16 protein-coding genes are annotated in these 17297 nt (G+C 37.6%); 3 read left to right on the top strand and 13 right to left on the bottom strand.

Annotated elements, in window-relative coordinates; translation table 11 throughout:
• Positions 1-72 precede the first annotated feature (72 nt).
• The 12 genes from WKH56_RS28430 to WKH56_RS28375 form a co-directional block, all read right to left on the bottom strand.
• Entirely contained in the window at positions 73-2490 is a 2418-nt protein-coding gene (locus WKH56_RS28430) for a heavy metal translocating P-type ATPase (RefSeq protein ID WP_221833496.1), read from the bottom strand.
• Positions 2491-2575: 85 nt separating this feature from the next.
• Positions 2576-2782, bottom strand: a complete 207-nt coding sequence (gene copZ / locus WKH56_RS28425; RefSeq protein ID WP_033578734.1) for a copper chaperone CopZ — start codon at positions 2780-2782, stop codon at positions 2576-2578.
• A gap of 14 nt (positions 2783-2796) precedes the next feature.
• Positions 2797-3129 (bottom strand): metal-sensitive transcriptional regulator, encoded by a 333-nt coding sequence (locus WKH56_RS28420; RefSeq protein ID WP_014460516.1) that lies wholly within the window; start codon positions 3127-3129, stop codon positions 2797-2799.
• A gap of 119 nt (positions 3130-3248) precedes the next feature.
• The gene (locus WKH56_RS28415) at positions 3249-3929 is read right to left on the bottom strand and encodes a response regulator transcription factor (protein WP_047751141.1); all 681 of its coding nucleotides are present in this window, start codon (positions 3927-3929) and stop codon (positions 3249-3251) included.
• Position 3930: 1 nt separating this feature from the next.
• Positions 3931-5307, bottom strand: a complete 1377-nt coding sequence (locus WKH56_RS28410) for a sensor histidine kinase (RefSeq protein WP_047751142.1) — start codon at positions 5305-5307, stop codon at positions 3931-3933.
• Between the two features lie 547 nt (positions 5308-5854).
• Complete coding sequence (locus WKH56_RS28405) at positions 5855-6274, bottom strand: universal stress protein (RefSeq protein ID WP_028413689.1); 420 nt, start codon at positions 6272-6274, stop codon at positions 5855-5857.
• A gap of 226 nt (positions 6275-6500) precedes the next feature.
• Entirely contained in the window at positions 6501-6698 is a 198-nt protein-coding gene (locus WKH56_RS28400) for an IDEAL domain-containing protein (protein WP_013082792.1), read from the bottom strand.
• Positions 6699-7042: 344 nt separating this feature from the next.
• Positions 7043-8539: a CoA transferase gene (locus WKH56_RS28395; RefSeq protein ID WP_342837136.1), complete on the bottom strand. Its 1497-nt coding sequence runs from the start codon at positions 8537-8539 to the stop codon at positions 7043-7045.
• Between the two features lie 243 nt (positions 8540-8782).
• Entirely contained in the window at positions 8783-9028 is a 246-nt protein-coding gene (locus WKH56_RS28390) for a DUF2164 domain-containing protein (protein WP_013082790.1), read from the bottom strand.
• A 117-nt stretch (positions 9029-9145) separates the two neighbouring features.
• Positions 9146-10510, bottom strand: a complete 1365-nt coding sequence (locus tag WKH56_RS28385) for a glycoside-pentoside-hexuronide (GPH):cation symporter (RefSeq protein ID WP_033578731.1) — start codon at positions 10508-10510, stop codon at positions 9146-9148.
• A 95-nt stretch (positions 10511-10605) separates the two neighbouring features.
• Positions 10606-12555 carry a beta-galactosidase gene (locus tag WKH56_RS28380; RefSeq protein WP_255900501.1) on the bottom strand — a complete coding sequence of 650 codons (1950 nt, stop codon included), beginning with the start codon at positions 12553-12555 and terminating at the stop codon, positions 10606-10608.
• Between the two features lie 609 nt (positions 12556-13164).
• Entirely contained in the window at positions 13165-13350 is a 186-nt protein-coding gene (locus WKH56_RS28375) for a hypothetical protein (protein WP_342837134.1), read from the bottom strand.
• Positions 13351-13609: 259 nt separating this feature from the next.
• On the opposite strand from WKH56_RS28375, the gene WKH56_RS28370 reads away from it, so the two are divergent.
• A complete protein-coding gene (locus WKH56_RS28370) occupies positions 13610-13804 on the top strand; it encodes a twin-arginine translocase TatA/TatE family subunit (protein WP_221833502.1) in 195 nt (64 codons plus the stop codon).
• A 110-nt stretch (positions 13805-13914) separates the two neighbouring features.
• The gene (locus WKH56_RS28365; protein WP_025751972.1) at positions 13915-15006 is read left to right on the top strand and encodes an AI-2E family transporter; all 1092 of its coding nucleotides are present in this window, start codon (positions 13915-13917) and stop codon (positions 15004-15006) included.
• 61 nt (positions 15007-15067) lie between these two features.
• On the opposite strand, the gene WKH56_RS28360 is transcribed toward WKH56_RS28365, so the two are convergent.
• Complete coding sequence (locus tag WKH56_RS28360; protein ID WP_028413699.1) at positions 15068-15418, bottom strand: VOC family protein; 351 nt, start codon at positions 15416-15418, stop codon at positions 15068-15070.
• A gap of 376 nt (positions 15419-15794) precedes the next feature.
• On the opposite strand from WKH56_RS28360, the gene WKH56_RS28355 reads away from it, so the two are divergent.
• On the top strand, positions 15795-17225 hold the full coding sequence (locus WKH56_RS28355; protein WP_028413700.1) for a hypothetical protein: 1431 nt from the start codon (positions 15795-15797) through the stop codon (positions 17223-17225).
• Positions 17226-17297 lie beyond the last annotated feature (72 nt).

The raw sequence follows: 17297 nt of genomic DNA, 5'->3' as shown, positions 1-17297 counted from the left end.
TTCCCACACAGCATATACTGCTATAACGGCAAGCACGTACAAAATAGCTGAGATGATCCACTTTTTCATACCTTATAGCCTCACTCTCTGCAATCGCAGTGCATTTAATACAACCGATACAGAGCTAAAAGCCATCGCGGCACCAGCAACCCAAGGAGCTAACAGCCCAACTGCTGCAATTGGAATACCGAGCGTGTTATAACCCATCGCCCAGAATAGATTTTGCTTGATATTAGAAATCGTTTTTCTACTCATTTCAATCGCATCTGCAATGCTCATCAAGTCTCCTCGCATCAGCGTAATATCAGCGGCTTCCATCGCTACATCCGTTCCTGTTCCGATGGCCATTCCAATATCAGCTAACGCAAGTGCAGGAGCATCGTTAATACCGTCTCCTACCATTGCGACTTTTTTACCTTGCTGCTGAAGCTTTTTCACTTCTTCTGCTTTGCCTTCTGGCAACACTTCTGCTATAACGTGCTCAATACCCGCTTGCATCGCAATAGCCTGAGCTGTTTGACGATTATCTCCGGTAATCATCATCACTTCTAAGCCCATCTCTTTTAACCTAGAAACTGCTTCTTTAGAAGTCTCTTTAATAGTGTCTGCAACAGCAAGCATGCCGGCATATTTTCCGTCAAGAGCAACGAGCATGGCCGTTTTTCCTTCTCGTTCTAAATTTGTCATTTCTTCTAAAGCTGCATCAATATTCACTTTATGTTGGTTCATAAGCTTTCTTGTTCCTACTAACAGCTCTCGTTCTTGTACAGTTGCCCTTACTCCATGCCCTGGAATCGCTTCAAAAGATAACGGATCTTGAATTTCTATACCTTTATTTTTTATACCTGCTACGAGTGCTTGAGCTAGAGGATGCTCCGATAAACGCTCAGCTGATGCAACTAACTGTAATAGCTCATTTTCTTCGTAGCCCTGTGCAATACGTACATCGGTTAGCTCAGGCGTTCCATTTGTAACAGTTCCCGTTTTATCTAAAAGAATCGTATCGATTTTATGCGTCGCTTCTAAATGCTCGCCGCCTTTAAACAAAATACCAAATTCTGCTGCGCGGCCCGACCCCGCCATAATGGAAGTTGGAGTAGCTAAACCTAATGCGCATGGACATGCGATCACTAATACGGCGATAAGCTTTTCTAAAGCCGGTGCAAATTCGCCAGGCACAATCCAAATGTACCAGACAAAGAACGTAAGAAGAGCAATTCCAACCACAATTGGCACGAATATACCTGAAATATAATCAGCTAATCTCTGAATAGGGGCTTTAGACCCCTGCGCTTCTTCTACTACTTTAATAATTTGCGCAAGCGCCGTCTCTTTTCCAACGTTTGTAGCTTTTATTTTTAGAAAACCATTTTTATTGAGTGTGGCTCCAATTACTTTATCTCCAATGCTTTTATCTACCGGTACGCTTTCCCCTGTCAGCATGGACTCATCTAAAGCCGATTGTCCTTCAATAATCTCTCCGTCTACAGGTACTTTTTCACCGGGTTTAATAAAAATAACTTCGCCTTTTTGCACTTCTTCCACTGGAATTTCAATTTCCGCTCCGTCTCTTACTACAACGGCCGTTTTAGCTTGTAAACCCATCATCTTTTTAATTGCTTCTGAAGAACGGCCTTTGGCATTGGCTTCAAATAATTTCCCTAAAAGAATCAGCGTAATTAATATAGCACTCGTTTCATAGTAAAGCTGAGTAGTATGAGCAGATGAGCCAAGCGATTTAAGAGAAGAGTATAAACTATAGAAATAAGCTGCGCTTGTACCTAGTGCTACTAAAACATCCATGTTGGCACTTTTGTTACGAAGAGCTTTAAATGCACCTATATAAAATTGCTTCCCTACGACGAATTGAACAGGCGTAGCTAAAGCGAGCTGAACCCATGGATTCATCAGCATATGAGGCAAAGGAATAAACGACGTAAACGTAAAATGACTAACCATTGCCCATAATAACGGTACGCTTAAAATAAATGAAAACCAAAACTTTCCTTTTTGTTTACTCACTTCTTTTTCTCTGTAGCTTTGCTCTTCTTCTTTTTCTTCTGACTTTAGCTTGGCTCCGTATCCAAGCTTTTCAACTCGCTGCGTTATGTCTTGCGGATCTATTTGAGAAGGGCTGTATTCAACAGAAGCCGTTTCTAAAGCAAGGTTAACACTTGCCTTTGTCACGCCTTCTAATTTGTTTAACCCTTTTTCAATACGAGTCGAACAAGCGGCGCACGTCATGCCCGTAATAGCAAATTCGGCTTTTTCACTTACAACTCCGTACCCAAGCTTTTCGATTTTTTCTTCAAAGGCCTGTGGACTTGTTTTAGACGGATCAAATATGATAGTAGATCTTTCCAAAGCCAAATTCACGTTTGCTTCTTTTACACCTTCTATTTTTTTTAACCCTTTTTCAATCCGGTTAGAACACGCTGCGCATGTCATACCCGTAACTTGCAAGGTGGCTTCTTTTTGTTTGTCACTCACCGTGTTTCGCCTCCTGTTATATACCTACAAGGGGTATATTTTTCTCTTAAATCAAGCGTGCGAAGGTATTCGCACGCGATGCTGTTTATGCTACTTCATAACCTTGGTCATCAATAGCTTCTTTAATATCTTCGACCGTTACTTGACTTGGATCAAATGCAACCGTTACTTTTGCATCTTCTAAGCTTACTTCTACGCTTTTAACGCCATTAAGTTCGCCTACGCCGCCTTCAACAGCTTTGACACAATGACCGCAAGACATTCCTTGTACTGATAATGTTACGTTTTCCATTTCTAGCATCTCCTTTATTTCATTAATCGTTTAATGGTTGTTAATAATTCATCCACTACTTCTTCATCACCAGCTTGCACACGTTCTACAATGCAATGCTTCAAGTGACCTTCAAGCAAAATTTTACTTACACTATTCAAAGCAGACTGCGCAGCTGCGATTTGAGTAATCACGTCGTCACAATACGTATCTTTTTCAATTAATCCTTTAATTCCTCGAATTTGTCCTTCAATTCGATTTAATCGGCTTGTTAGGTTTTTTTTCACTTCTGGAGAATGGTGACTTTTTCTTTCACTATTTATCGTACAACATTTTTCTTCACTATTCATGTGATTCGCTTCGACCATCTAACATCCTCCCTTCATAACTTCATGATACTATACCCCCCTACCCTATGTAAAGCGAAAAGCTGGCTTCTGCTCACTTTATCTTTTCACCAATTTCAGTAGCTATGCTCATATCATTTTCAACTAACATCAACCCACTTATAGCCTATTCCCCATACAGTTTGCAAGTATTCGTCTACGGGAAAGCCCGCTTTTCTAAGCTTATCCCGAACATTTCGCACATGAGAGTCAATAGTACGGTCTCCAATCTCCGCCTCATATCCCCACACTAACACAAGCAAGTCGTCTCGGCTGAACACACGATTTAAATGCTGAAGAAGTAACCCCACCAATTCAAACTCTTTAGGCGTTACTTGAATCTGCTGATCTTTATATTGTAATACGTGATTTTCCTTGCTCCATACTAACCCTTTGTAGGTGATTTCATGTTTTTCCTTTAACGAACGTCTAAGAACCGCACCGATGCGTGCAACCAATTCTTCTTCGCTAAACGGTTTGGTAATATAGTCGTCTGCCCCTATATTTAATCCTTTTACTACATCTAACGTTTGACTGCGAGCTGTGAGCATAATGACCGGTAGATCAGACATTTTTCTTACTTTTTGACAAATCTCCCACCCATCTTCGCTTGGCATCATAATATCTAATAACATCAAATCTGCTTTGTTACCTTCATAAAGATAGCGCAGCGCTTCTGTGCCTTTTTCAAATTTTATACATGTAAATCCGTTTGGCAGCAGATAAAGTTCTAGTAAATCCAGCATCCTTGCTTCATCATCTACTAATAAAATAGTTGCCATCCTATCCATCCTCTCTTAATACAATCTCTACAGTCGTACCTTTTCCCGTCTCGCTTGTGATTGTTATTTCTCCTCCATGAGCTTCTACAATCTCCTTTACAATTGATAAGCCTAATCCGTAGCCTCCGCTTTTTCTCGAGCGGGATTTTTCCACTCGATACAGCTTGTCAAATACGTAAGGTAGATCTTTTTCTGGAATGCCTATTCCTTGATCTTTAAGAGTTATTGTCAATGATTCAGCTGATTTTTTTACACTTAAATCAATTTTGGTCTCTTCTTTTGAATAGTTCATTGCGTTATCAAGTAAATTGATAATCACTTGCTGAAATCTTTCAGGATCTAGTGAAACGTAAAGACCTTGAGGGCAGCTTATCTCCAGCTCCATCTCCTTTTCTTTTAAAGCTAAATGAAAATGCGCGCATACGGTGTGCAAATACGTAGCTAGCTCTACTTTTTGTTTTTGAATAAAAAATGTATGCTGATCCAGCTGCGCCAGCTGAAACAAATCTTTGACTAACTGTGAAATTCTTCCTGCTTCTTCTTCCACAATAGCAAGATACTTATCACGTTCTTGCGGTGTATTAGAAGGCCTTCTTGCTACGTCTGCATAGCCCTTTAAATACATCAAAGGAGTTTGAAGTTCATGTGAAATGCTGCTTAAAAATTCATTTCTCTCTTTTCGTAACCGCTGCAGCTCATTCGCTAACGACTGAATGGACATTCCTAATTGTCCAAGTTCATCTCTTGAATGAGCGCCAAGTTTCACAGACAAATCTCCTTGACTCAGCTTCTCTGTTGCTTTTTTCATTTTGATTAAAGGAGCGGTTATAAATTTAGACAGAGCAAAAATAGTCACAATGGAAAATAAAACGGACACAGCTCCCGCTACGTAAAAATGATGCTGTAGTCTCGCAATCATTTCGTGAATATCCTTTGTGTTTTTGAACATATAAACCGTTCCGAACTGTTGATGGCCTTCTTTAATAGGTGATGCCGTGGCGATATAAGGTTTGCTTTTCCAGTCGCCTTGCATAATTTCACCTTTATATGTAAGAGACTTTCCTTTCCATTTCTCTACTGCTTTTCTTGCACCTTGAATTAAAGGTCTAGATGAACTGATAATTTTTCCTGTTTTATCCGTTATGATAACATCAGTTTCTGCTTCTGATTCCATCAGTGCAACATGGTTAAGCGTAGCAGAATCATGATGCTTCTCTAATACTTCCCGGTGACTGTTTCCTCTTAAACGCAAGCTTTGCAGCTCCTCTGAAATTCGTGTATTGGCAAGACCGCTATATAAATAGAAAAAGAGAGCGGCTTCAATTAGTAAAATGAACATTAAAAACAAGAGTCCAAGCTTAATAGAAATACGATTCATTTATTCACATCCCTTGCTTTCATTATAAAAGTAATAAATGAAGAAACTGTGCAGAATAAAACATACCTAATTAAATAACGATTATTCTTTGACATTTTACCACGGGTATCTGACAGCTTAGCGTATGAAGTAAGTTTATCATACAGCAAATTTCGAACTTACGAAGCGTGCAGCAATACATAATCCAAAAGCAAAAAGAGATTGAGACATAACAAAATCACTCTAATCTAAAGACGAACGAATTGGATAAGGGAGCTAGTATAAATTACTGGTCACACCGCAGTTGATTTCCGTGCAAGACTTCGCTTTCTGCGGGCGGCCGCTGAGCCTCCTCGTTGCTTACGCTCCTGCGGGGTCTCACCTGTTCCGCTTTCCCCGCAGGAGTCTTCGTCTTACCCTCCAATCAACTGCTAGAAGCAACTATATACATGAAACCTACGTTCACCATACCAATAAAAAAATCCAAACGAGTTGGATTCTTCATCAAGAATCTCGATTCATCGTTCGGATTTTTCTTTAACTAAACTACTTTTACCCCAGCCTCTTTTTATTTAACAATAATAACAGGACATTCTGCGGATTGAGCAACTTCGTGACTTACACTTCCTAGAAAGGTCTCTTTAACAAAGCCCTTTCCTCGGCTTCCTATTACAATGACGTCTTGTTGATTGTCACGTGCGTATTCAATAATTTTCTTTGAAGCAGTGCCTTCTACACCGTATGCCTCATATGGAATACCTGATTGAGTTAAATGATTGTGAGCTTCAGATAAAATATCGCGGTTTTCTTCTTCTATCAGTGCGTCCAAGTCAACGCTAAAAACAGGCTGCTGCAAGTGAATTCTTTCCTTAATATGTACAATTGTCAGCTTATTAGCATTTACGCTTTCAGCTAGTTTACTTGCATGTTGAAGAGCACGAATAGAAGGTGCGGAACCATCAAAGGCGACTAAGATTTTGTTATACATATCAAGAACCCTCTCTCTTTTTGTTCTTTCATGATGTATTACCATCTAGATGCTGTAGATGATAAAGCAAAAAATAATAAAGTAAGAGACTTCTTGATTTTTGCTTTATCATCCATACTATACTTTTACCGCTTTCAGAAAAAACAAAACATTTATCCGTTTTTTTCCATATGAAAAGCCTTTGCTCACTAGAAGCAAAGGCTGATTGTTTATGTTAGTAGGTTATTTAACAAACTTCTTTTAACTCTTCAGTTAAACGTAAAAAAGTTTCTTTATCTCTTTTTTCTAAAGACTGATCGATTTGCAGTAAAAGCTGTGCTTTTTTAAAGTCACGAAGAGATTTGTTTAGCACTAGTTGAGCTGCTGTCGCGTCTGATACTTTTACTTCTTCTCGTGTCATTTTGCGGGACGTATAGTTTTCCATTACAAGTCAACTCCTCATCCTTTTCGCTATTATATAAGAAATCATATAATTATTCAAATATTTTTTCTTATTTTTCATTTTAAATTTGACCCCCAAAAACCGAGATTAAGACATAGCGAAATTAATTCAATCTAAAGACAAACAAATTGGATACATGAGCTGAACCGCTTGTGACACCGCTGTTGATTTCCGTGCAACCGCTAGAAGCATCTACCCCCATAAACGAAACCTACGTTCATCACAATAACAAAAAAATCCGAACGAGTTGGATCCTTTATCAAGAATCTCGATTCATCGTTCGGATTTTCTTTCCACTAAAATAATTTTGTCTCAGCCTCTTGTTATCACAACCACTCTGGGCGTGAAGAACCTCGAGGAACGAGAACCGTCTTATATTCCCCTGGAGTTTCCGACATTTCGATTTGTTCTGTAAGCCCTTGGTACAATCCTAAAGGTGTTTGGGCTGTAAAGAGATCCGGTGCAATGTACTCATGCTTCTCTGACGAACCAGCTGTTTGATGAGCATATGTTTTATCATAGATGCCCATTGATAAAATCCATAAAGATACGCGATCTAATGATACACGCACGCGGTAGCTGCCTCCTTCTTTTGCTCTTCTTTCTAGTGCCATTAAAGCACCAACTTCAAGCAGCCAAGAAACTGCATAATCATTGACAACTACAATAGGAGGCAGCTTAGGATTTTCTGGCGATCCTTCTAACGCCATGACTCCCGTTACGCTTCCCGCTGTCTGGTCAAATCCATTTCTTTTTGCCCACTCTCCTTGCGTCCCGTGCAGGTTAACGGTGCAGTGGATGATGCCTGGTTTTAATTTTGCACACTCTTCAGCTGTTAGACCGTATCTCTCTAGAAATCCGTAGCGACGGTTCCCAAAAAAGATATCGGCTTCTTTTAGAAGATCAACCATTTTTTCTTTTCCTTCTTTTTCACCGATATCCAGCGTTGAAGAGCGCATACCGACATTAGACGTAGCGTAAATCGTATCATGCTCCCAATCCGTTGGCTTCCAAATATTTAAGACGTCCGCACCGTGTAAAGCGAGAGCTCTACCGAATCCTGCTCCTGCAATAACATGACCAAGCCCTAATGCTCGAATACCATCTAGCGGCGTTTTAGGGTTCTTGGAAAAAGGAATCGGCTCACTTTCTCCAATCTTTTCAATTTCAATTAAAGGAAGCTGAGCTATTTCTTCATACACGGCTTCTTTCATAAACTCTTCAATTGTCCGCACAACAGGCATGATCACTCCTCGCTCCGCTGCAGCTTTTTCCAATTCTTCTGCATTCCATCCGCGAATCGCTTTTGCCACTGCATCAGGGTCTTCTATACAATTCAATAGCTTGAGCGTTTCATGCTTAGAGCGTGGATACGGATTCAGCGGCATTACCCATTTGCCGTCTTTTGTTTGATAAAAGCGAAAGCCTAATGGATTATAAGGATCATTTGCTTTACTCGGGGCATACCCATTAAGCTGTTCCCATTTTTTATCGTAAAAAGGTGATAATCTTCGGATCGCTTTTCGTAAATCCATATGAATATCTTGACCTTTTCCTCCGCGTATTCTCCAAATTTTTGAGACAGCTACTGACTTAGCAACCAGTGCAATAGCTGCTGCTGAGGCAAGTCGCAGCGTACTAGGAACAATCGGATCTTCTCCGTAAAATGTAATGTTTCCTCCGCTGTCTTTTGCTGATAAGCCGACTCCTTGAAGCACATTTTCCAGCTCTTGATAGATATCAAAATCACTATTATCCGTTAAACGATTTTCATTTGCTTTCACAATAGATTTTGTTAGCTGACCTTTCATAATGTTGCTCATGTGTAGTCCCTTCTTTCCTCATATAATTACCTCATTATGTCCCTGCTTGCTGAAGTTATGCCCTCATCAAGTTAAATCAAAACACTTTAAATATAACCTTTACGTTAACGTTAATATTATCTTAAAACGAATTTATCATATATCACTTGGGCGAACAAATAATTTGTTTCATAAACAAACAAAAGCGCTTTATGTTTTTGTACATAAAACGCTTTTTTCCTATTTCATATTTTCTTTTTCGAACTACTTTTCGATTGGTTTTTTTAATGCATGTAAATTTTCTTCTGCAGAAAGCATGACCTGGTTCATAATATCTTCCGCATCTTTAATGGCTTGGTTATAAAAATGAGGACCTATATGTTCTTTAATAAACTCCAATACATTTTCCGCTGCAAATTCACTGATTTCTTCATCTCGTTCGTTATAAAAAAACGTTTGAATTTCATTCAGCATTTTATCTTTGTCTTCTTTTGAAAAATTAATAAACATAAACAAAACTCCTCTTTACATTGATATCTGTCTACCTGACATCATAGCAAGAGGAGCTGAGAAAATGCAGTCTTTTTTTCTTGTGATTTTTGTGTACAATGCTTGTGTTGATTTGAATTAGCTAGACACTTTCATAGCCGGTTTTTCTTTTATGCGGCTTGAGCGTTTTTTCATATCCTGTAAAATCTCTAAATATCTCTTTTCCGTCAACTCATATTTTACGAGTGGGACAAGTGATAACAAGCAAAGAATACCCGGAATAATCGTAAAGATTAAAGCAATCCAAATGAGCGTGCTGTGTGACTGAATTTGATTTGGCACGTACCCTACTGCTGAAAGGATGTACCCACCTACTGCTCCACCCACTGCTGAAGCGACCTTTGTTTTGAAAATATTCGTAGAAAACACCATTCCTTCTGCTCGGTTCCCCGTTTTCCATTCGCCGTATTCTACACAGTCAGCGAGCATAGATGTTTGAGCAATGTTACTAACCCCACCGCCAAAAGAAGCTAAAAAGCTTAAAATCATCACTGGCATAACGTGGAAACCCGTTGCAAACATTGTAAGAGTGGCTACAGCATTTAGGGCAATTCCCCCTATTGCTGCACGTTTCTTTCCAAATTTATTTGAAATGAAAGGAGACGCGATCGCTCCTACAATTTGTGCTGTAAAAAATAAGGTTAAATAAAGAGACGCGATATTCTCTGCATTTAAATTGTATTTAAAATAGTAAATAGAAAACGTAGTTCGAATTGTTAAAATCGTTTCAACTAAAAGCATTGAGAAAATTAGGTAGCGCAACGGTTTATTTTGAATAAATAAGTTCCAAACTGCTTTTGGCGTCTGCTTTTCCTGTCTTTTTACGGTATAGTTTTCTTTTACTCCTGAAAATGTAATAATCATTGTAATCATTAAGATACACGCATAAATAAGACTAAGCATAAACCAGTTTCCAAAATAATGAGCTAGTGGAAGAGTTAATAAACTAGCAAATAAAGACCCTACTGCTGCAATGGTTCTAGGAAAAGCCACAACTTTGTTTCGTTCTTTTACATCTTGTGTAATCGTTGCTGAAAGCGACCAATAAGGAATATCCATGATAGCAAAGCTTGTTCCCCACGCGATATAAGTGATATAAGCATAAATTAATTTTCCTGTGTGAGAAAGATCCGGACTAATAAAACACGCGACTGTAGCAACAGCTGCAAAAAATCCGCCTATTAAAAGATATGGCCTAAACTTACCAAATCTCGTTTCTGTATTATCAACAATCATTCCGATAATAATATCCGCAATCCCATCCCATATCCTAGCAATAAGAAATAAAGTTCCTACGGCTGCAGCGTTTAATCCTACACTATCCGTATAAAAAATCATTAAATATGTACTTGTTAATGCATAAATAATATTGTTTCCAAAACTCCCCATTCCGTATGATAATACGGTTTTGAGAGAAACTTTTGACTGTACCCCCATGTTCATGTAACCTAACTCCCTTCTCCTATAAAACGCTTTCATATCATATTATGAGTGACTAGAATCTCATTGCTTTATGAGATTCTAGTGTCCTGTTGCTACTACATGTTTTCTACAACTCGACTTTCGTAAGGCTGCAGAACAATATCTTTAAATACTTTTACTTCTGGCGTATGGTTCATAAGGAAGTAATAACTTGTCTCTCCAAGCTTGCGAGGATATACTTCAACTCCATCTTCACTTTCCGTATGCTCAATCTGCTGCTCTGTTACAATATCAAGCGCCATTTTTTCAAACGTTTGCCCTTCAATTCCACAGCCTACATAATAAACCGTCCCGCGACCAAACTGATTTTTTGTTACCGCCGCTTGATTATAGAATGGATCATCATACTCATACAGCACTTCAGCTGTTACAGGCGTGATAATATCTCTCCACACGGACGCACTTGCTTGTTCTCCTTCATACGGTCCTTTTCCTTTAATAGCTGCTTTTTGAGTAGAAGACAGTGCTTCCACTTCATGAATTTCAATCCCTGTTATTTCTTTTACATATCCGGGCAGCGTCTGTTTAAAGTGAATATTATTTTGTTTGTCTTTAATGCCGGTTCTAAACGTAAAAATGATGACGCCTCCGTTTTCAGTAAATTCAGTAAATCTTTTACCTAGTTCTTTATCAATGATTTGCAAAGCTGGAACAACCAGTACTTTATAGCTTGAAAAATCTCTTGTAGCAGGAATAACATCAATAGGTGTATTCAACTTATAAAACGGTGTATACCCTCTAAGAAGCTCTTGCGTAAAGTCAAACCCTTCACTTTGCTGCTGAAAACGCCATGACCATATATTTTCATAGTCATATAAAACGGCAATCTCCGATTTAATATCAGACTCAAGCACATGTTCGTAATGAACGATTTCACTAAATAACGACTGAACTTCTTTGTAACGTTTTCCATAATGATTATCGTGACCTACAATTCCGTAGCAGTATTGCTCAGCTCCTCTTGTCATTCCGCGCCAGCGAAAATACAGCATATTCGTGCATCCATGAGCAAAAGCTTGATAAGACCACATTTTTGCCTGATTAGGTCGCGGTAGATAACCGATGATATCATGACCTTGAGCACCCATTAATTCCTCTACAATCCAGAAATTTTTATGTAACAAGCCTCTATTAAAATCATGACCTAGTGCAATATGAGCCGGGGTAATTGGCTCTGTTTGACCGCCCCATACCGGATAATTATCATAGGATACAAAGTCCATTACTTCTAGGTTTTCTTCATGATCGAACCATTTATCAAAAAAGCCTCCTGATACGTTCGTGGTCAACAGCTGGTGATCACCTTTATATTTCTTCACAATCGCTGTTTGTTCGTGAGCGTATCTGTTTAACGAAAAAGAGCGAAAGCGGGCCCAGTCTAGCTTTAACGAAGGGCTGTGTGTCGTAATTGTTTTTACAGGCATAGGCACTTCGGTAAAGTCGTTATACGTTTGTCCCCAGAAAATAGTGCCATACTTTTCATTTAACTCATTAATATCTTTATATTTTCTTTCCAAAAACTGCTGAAACTCTTTATGACATTGTTCGCAGTAACACATATCACTGCCTTCATGGCCAAATTCATTGTCAACTTGCCATGCTACGATTGCTTCTTCTGAGCAGTAGTGCTTTACTAGTTGTTCTGTAATCTGAGCGCTATACTGCCGGTAAAGAGGAGAATTAAAACAATATTGACGTCTTCCTCCAAATGCTCTGACCGCCCCATTTTCATCTTTTGATAAAATAGAAGGATGCTGCTTCGCAAGCCAAGCCGGAAAAGTGGCAGTAGGGGTACCAAACATAACGTCAATATTCTGTTTTTTAAGCTTATTGATAACGCTATCAAAAAAAGAAAAGTCATATTGCCCTTCTTTAGGCTCCATAAGATGCCAAGCGAACTCCCCTATTCTCACCATATTTGATCCTAACTCTTTAATACCTTGAATATCTTCTTCTATCATATTCTCTGGCCAATGTTCAGGGTAATAATCGACGCCGATGTACATTTTTCTCTACTCCTATCTATTTCTTTATTTCATTAAATGAACGTTTTGCTGTTACTTGTTAAGGTATTCTTGGAAACGGTGATCAAAAGCAAAAAAATCACATTTCCTGTCTTCATAAATAATTCTCTATTCAACTTTTAAGATACATACTTTCTAATCTTTTAAAACGCTTACAAGTTTATTTTATGAACTTTATTCAAAATATTCAATGGTAAAAATTTAGAGAAAAACATCCTTTTTTTGCTCTTTATTAAAATAAAGAATAAAACGCTTACAAAGACAAATGTTTTTATAATTCTTTTATATATCTTCCCACACACTCCCCACATCCACATTTAGGTAATAAATTGCTTAGAAAACAATCTTCAAAAGTCATTTCTTTCATACATGTTATCTATCAATTAGTAAGAGTCATTTTACTTATCTATAAAATAGTAAAAATTCCAGAGCAGGTTTTTACCATTATTAACACATTGATCCTACGTTCACCATCACAACAAAAAAAGACCGCACAATGAATCGATAATCTCGATTCATTGTGCGGATACTTCTTGGGCTAAAATACGTTTGTTCTACCTCTTACTTGCATCTGATTATGAACACGCCCTTTTACGGATTTGTATTCATGCAGCTGCCATTTATACAAAACTCTTCAAACACAGGGTTCTTTACATTCTCCATTAACAATGGGGTTGCAACATGCTGGAAATTAGAATGGCGAATTGTTAGGTTTGTAACGGGAGAACGTTCATAGGCTCCAATCCATAAGCCGTATTTCCCTCCATTGCTTTGCAAATTCTTATGAAGACTTTTTTACATAGAGCTTATAAGGTTACTAAGACGAATAGCTATCTTTAATGCTATAATTAGCGTCGGATGCGAAAGAAAAAAGTATCACTACAAGCATTTAAATCATACATAATCGCTGCACCTTATTTTCGCATCATTTAAAATAAAGGAATTTTAAAGAGAAAAGTGAATAGTATAAACATGCACTTTATTTACTATCTCTTTTTAATTTTATATATTCATTGCTTTTAAAGGAGAGGATATCATGCCAGGAGCCACAAGCATGGTCGTAATCGGGATTACTGCCTTAATTGTATTTGGACCAAGTAAATTGCCGGACATAGGACGAGCATTTGGACATTCCCTGCGAGAATTTAAAAATGCAGCAGAAGGAATTATACAGGATGACGACGAAAAAACTCCAGAGGATACTACTGAAGATAAAGAGGAAAAAGCCTAATTTTTATTTAAATGAAAGTTATACAGACTAAAAAAGCCCACTTTTAACGTGCAGTGGGTTTCTTTTTTGATGTATGATAGTAAAAAATAGTAAAGAAAGAGGGTAACTTTTTGTTTAAATCGAAACTGCATTTTTGGACATTAGAACTATTAATGATTGCTTTACTGATTTACATTTGTAAACATATTTCGTTTGTTTTTCTACCAATCGGTGTGTTTATCTCCACTTTGTTTTTCCCTATTCTTGTAGCTGGTTTTCTTTTCTTTTTATTCGAACCAATTGTGTCATTTCTCACAAGAAAAAAAGTGCCAAAAACACTGGCCATTTTACTATTATACGTTGTTTTTATCGGCGTAATTGCTTCTATTGTAGGCGGTGTGGGACCTACTTTATCTAAACAATTAACTGATTTGGCTAAGAATATTCCGTCTTACATTGTAGAAACGAGAGAGTACATAAATGATTTATCTAATTCAAGATGGTTTAACTGGCTCGTTGAACAAAAATATGTGTCGCTCGATCATATTGAAGAGTCACTTTTAAACTACGCGTCTACTTTACCTACGAATCTCACAAACAGTATTTCATCTGTTTTAAGCGTCGTAACAAATATTACACTTACGGTTGTAACCGTTCCTTTCATTCTTTTTTATATGCTCAAAGACAGCCATAAACTTCGTAAAAATACGCTGCGTATGGTTCCTGCTTCTTATCGAAAAGAAACGTTGCGTACAATGAAAGAAACAACAAATACGCTAGCTACTTATATTCAAGGCCAAATGCTCGTTTGTTTATTTGTCGGTATTAGTACGTTCATTGGTTACCTCATCATTGGGTTGCCCTATGCATTAATACTTGCACTAATAGGAGCCCTTACTAATATTATTCCGTACGTCGGCCCCTTTATTGGCGTAGCTCCCGCTTTAATCGTAGGTTTATTATACTCTCCTACAAAAGCGATATTAGTAATTATTGTCGTCGTAATCGTTCAACAGCTAGATGGGAACATTATTTCTCCGCTGGTAATTGGAAAGAAATTAAACACTCATCCTTTAACGATTATTATTTTATTGCTTGTTGCGGGTAATATTGCAGGAATACTCGGAATGATCTTAGCGATTCCGGCTTATGCTGTAACAAAAACAATTGTGATAAATATTGTAAGAATGATTCAATTCAGAAACAAATCTATCAAGTTATAAAATGCAAAGGCAATACAATAAAAGGACCTTCTCTTGAAGGTCCTTTTATTATTCCATAGGTTCAGCATTCACACACCATAAGATGATTTCCATCTGGATCTTTAAATATAAACCAGTGATCGTGTTCAATTCCTGTCGTTAGCTCTACTTTTTTCTGTTTCATATACTCATAAGCTTCTTTGATATCGTTTGTATTCAAATGAAAAGCCGGTGTTTTAAAAAGCGTATTTTTTGAATAAGTTTTGCTATCTAATACAATTCCTGTTCCATTCATAGGTATCACATATAAATGATCATATAAAATGTCTCCATCTGCCGGCAAACCTAGCACGTCACAATACCAGTCTCGTGCTTTTTGTATATCTTCTACAGGAATAAAAATCGTGCCTACTTCATTTAATATAGGGTTCATTCATGACCTCCAGGGTATGTTTAGTAGTTTTAGAAAGTATTCTCTTTTAACCGCTGATATCCTTTTATGTTAAATTGCTTGCTATTCATCCATTAAACTCCGCAGCAGAATTAGTAGTCTTGCGAACAGAGTTATCCTCCTTACATAAGCTACGCAGCAAATGTATATACTTCATGACCAAATTTAGATTACGAAAAAAGAAAATAAGAAAATCCCCCCCTTCGCCCCCTTTGCACGTGTATAATGAAAAATAGACTATAGATAGTAGCCGTCTTTTGTTTGTGGCATCGAACTTTCGTGCATTACAATAGATTTAAAGCTACTATCCAACTAAGGATTAAAATGACTAACTTAAGATTAAGGAGGTTAGATGTGTATGGATTATTCATCTTTACTCATACGCGAAGTCATTGATAGAGTATCTAAATTACGCCTCTTATCCGTTTATAACGAAAGTATAAAAGGTGATTTAGAGAGCACCATCCTCCCTCTTTATCAGCAGCACTTTGAAAATAAAGATGTAAACGAAGCGTTGAGAATTTTAAAAAAAGACTTTCTCAATCGTACGAAACGCAGGTGGTTAGATGCTGCTATACGCGACTATGAGCAAAAAAAGCCCAAGAAGAATAAAGAGCTGATTGGGGAATACAGAGCGCTAACAGCTTATTATAAAACAAACGGAAAAGAACTCTTTTGCAAACAGTTTGAAAACATACCGTCTCCGGAAGAAGTCATTAATAAACGAATTGATATCCTACGTGAATGGAGTCAAGAAGATAGCTTCTTCTTAACTGATTATCCTTATATTCATCAAAAAACCAAAACGCAGCGAGAAAAAGCAATTCATACGGATATATCTATTATTATTGGGCTGACTATACTGGACCCTAGCTTCCAAAACGGAAACCATAGTATTATTGAAAGCCCTTTTTCAACTGTAGAGAACCCTTTTTTCTCTAACTCAAGAGCAAAGCTTCTCGTCGAGCAACCCCTATTAGAGAAAGAAGGAAAAGAATATTTCTTAAGTACTTATAACTCTGAAGACGGGACAGATTACGAATTGTTAATAGAAAAAGAATACGCTGAAGAAAATGGAAATAAAATTAGTGATTTAGATCGGTTTGATTATAAAGTGTTTTTAGAGATCATGAGCCAGCGCGACGAGTTGTTCGCTACACAAAAAATCATTAATGTAAAGATTGGTGACCTTGTGAAAGCACTTTATAAAACAGACAGTAAGCGCAACTATCAGATGATAGAAGAAAGAATTACAAAAATGAAGCACTACAGCATGTCAAAAGTACAGCATAATAAGACAATTGCCTATGGTATTTTTGACTTTGTGGATATTACTACGATGCCAAACGGAACGCGAATTGCTGAAATTCACGTCAATGAAGTGATATATAGAGACTATATTCAACGCCAAACGGTGCGTATTTACAAAAATAAAGTAGAAAAATTAAGTTTAGACGCCGCTTACCATTTGCTATTCGTTATGCAAAAAGAGCGTCTCATTTGCTATGAAACAAAATCTTCATACAATGTCACAAGAGATTATTTATATTTTTCGACAAGAGTCCGCTTTCGAAAAAGACGCAAAAAAGAAAACCTTGTCGAAATTGAAACAGCCTTAGATGAGCTAGTCGAACAAAAACTAGCTGTCCAATCTTATAAAAGAGTGGGCCAAGTGTTTCAGATTACCTTTATTCCTGTGGGAGAAAGTGAAGTAAAAGACTTATTAGCCGGTGATTACGAATATGCTCCCCTTTCTATCTATCAAAACGTAACAAGCTCTATAGGCTAAAAAAAGAATGCTCTTATGATCTTTATAAGAGCATTCTTTTTATCTGCCTACCATTAGTTACTGCATTTTTTG

It is taken from the genome of Priestia sp. SB1 (assembly GCF_038898415.1).
This window is presented reverse-complemented; position numbering and strand designations above follow the sequence as displayed.

Bases quoted from the DNA above. Each gene is read 5' to 3' on its own strand.
- copZ (WP_033578734.1), bottom strand. From the start codon at position 2,782: ATGGAAAACGTAACATTATCAGTACAAGGAATGTCTTGCGGTCATTGT.
- WKH56_RS28420 (WP_014460516.1), bottom strand. From the start codon at position 3,129: ATGGTCGAAGCGAATCACATGAATAGTGAAGAAAAATGTTGTACGATA.
- WKH56_RS28415 (WP_047751141.1), bottom strand. From the start codon at position 3,929: ATGGCAACTATTTTATTAGTAGATGATGAAGCAAGGATGCTGGATTTA.
- WKH56_RS28410 (WP_047751142.1), bottom strand. From the start codon at position 5,307: ATGAATCGTATTTCTATTAAGCTTGGACTCTTGTTTTTAATGTTCATT.
- WKH56_RS28405 (WP_028413689.1), bottom strand. From the start codon at position 6,274: ATGTATAACAAAATCTTAGTCGCCTTTGATGGTTCCGCACCTTCTATT.
- WKH56_RS28400 (WP_013082792.1), bottom strand. From the start codon at position 6,698: ATGGAAAACTATACGTCCCGCAAAATGACACGAGAAGAAGTAAAAGTA.
- WKH56_RS28395 (WP_342837136.1), bottom strand. From the start codon at position 8,539: ATGAGCAACATTATGAAAGGTCAGCTAACAAAATCTATTGTGAAAGCA.
- WKH56_RS28390 (WP_013082790.1), bottom strand. From the start codon at position 9,028: ATGTTTATTAATTTTTCAAAAGAAGACAAAGATAAAATGCTGAATGAA.
- WKH56_RS28385 (WP_033578731.1), bottom strand. From the start codon at position 10,510: ATGAACATGGGGGTACAGTCAAAAGTTTCTCTCAAAACCGTATTATCA.
- WKH56_RS28380 (WP_255900501.1), bottom strand. From the start codon at position 12,555: ATGTACATCGGCGTCGATTATTACCCTGAACATTGGCCAGAGAATATG.
- WKH56_RS28370 (WP_221833502.1), top strand. From the start codon at position 13,610: ATGCCAGGAGCCACAAGCATGGTCGTAATCGGGATTACTGCCTTAATT.
- WKH56_RS28360 (WP_028413699.1), bottom strand. From the start codon at position 15,418: ATGAACCCTATATTAAATGAAGTAGGCACGATTTTTATTCCTGTAGAA.
- WKH56_RS28355 (WP_028413700.1), top strand. From the start codon at position 15,795: ATGGATTATTCATCTTTACTCATACGCGAAGTCATTGATAGAGTATCT.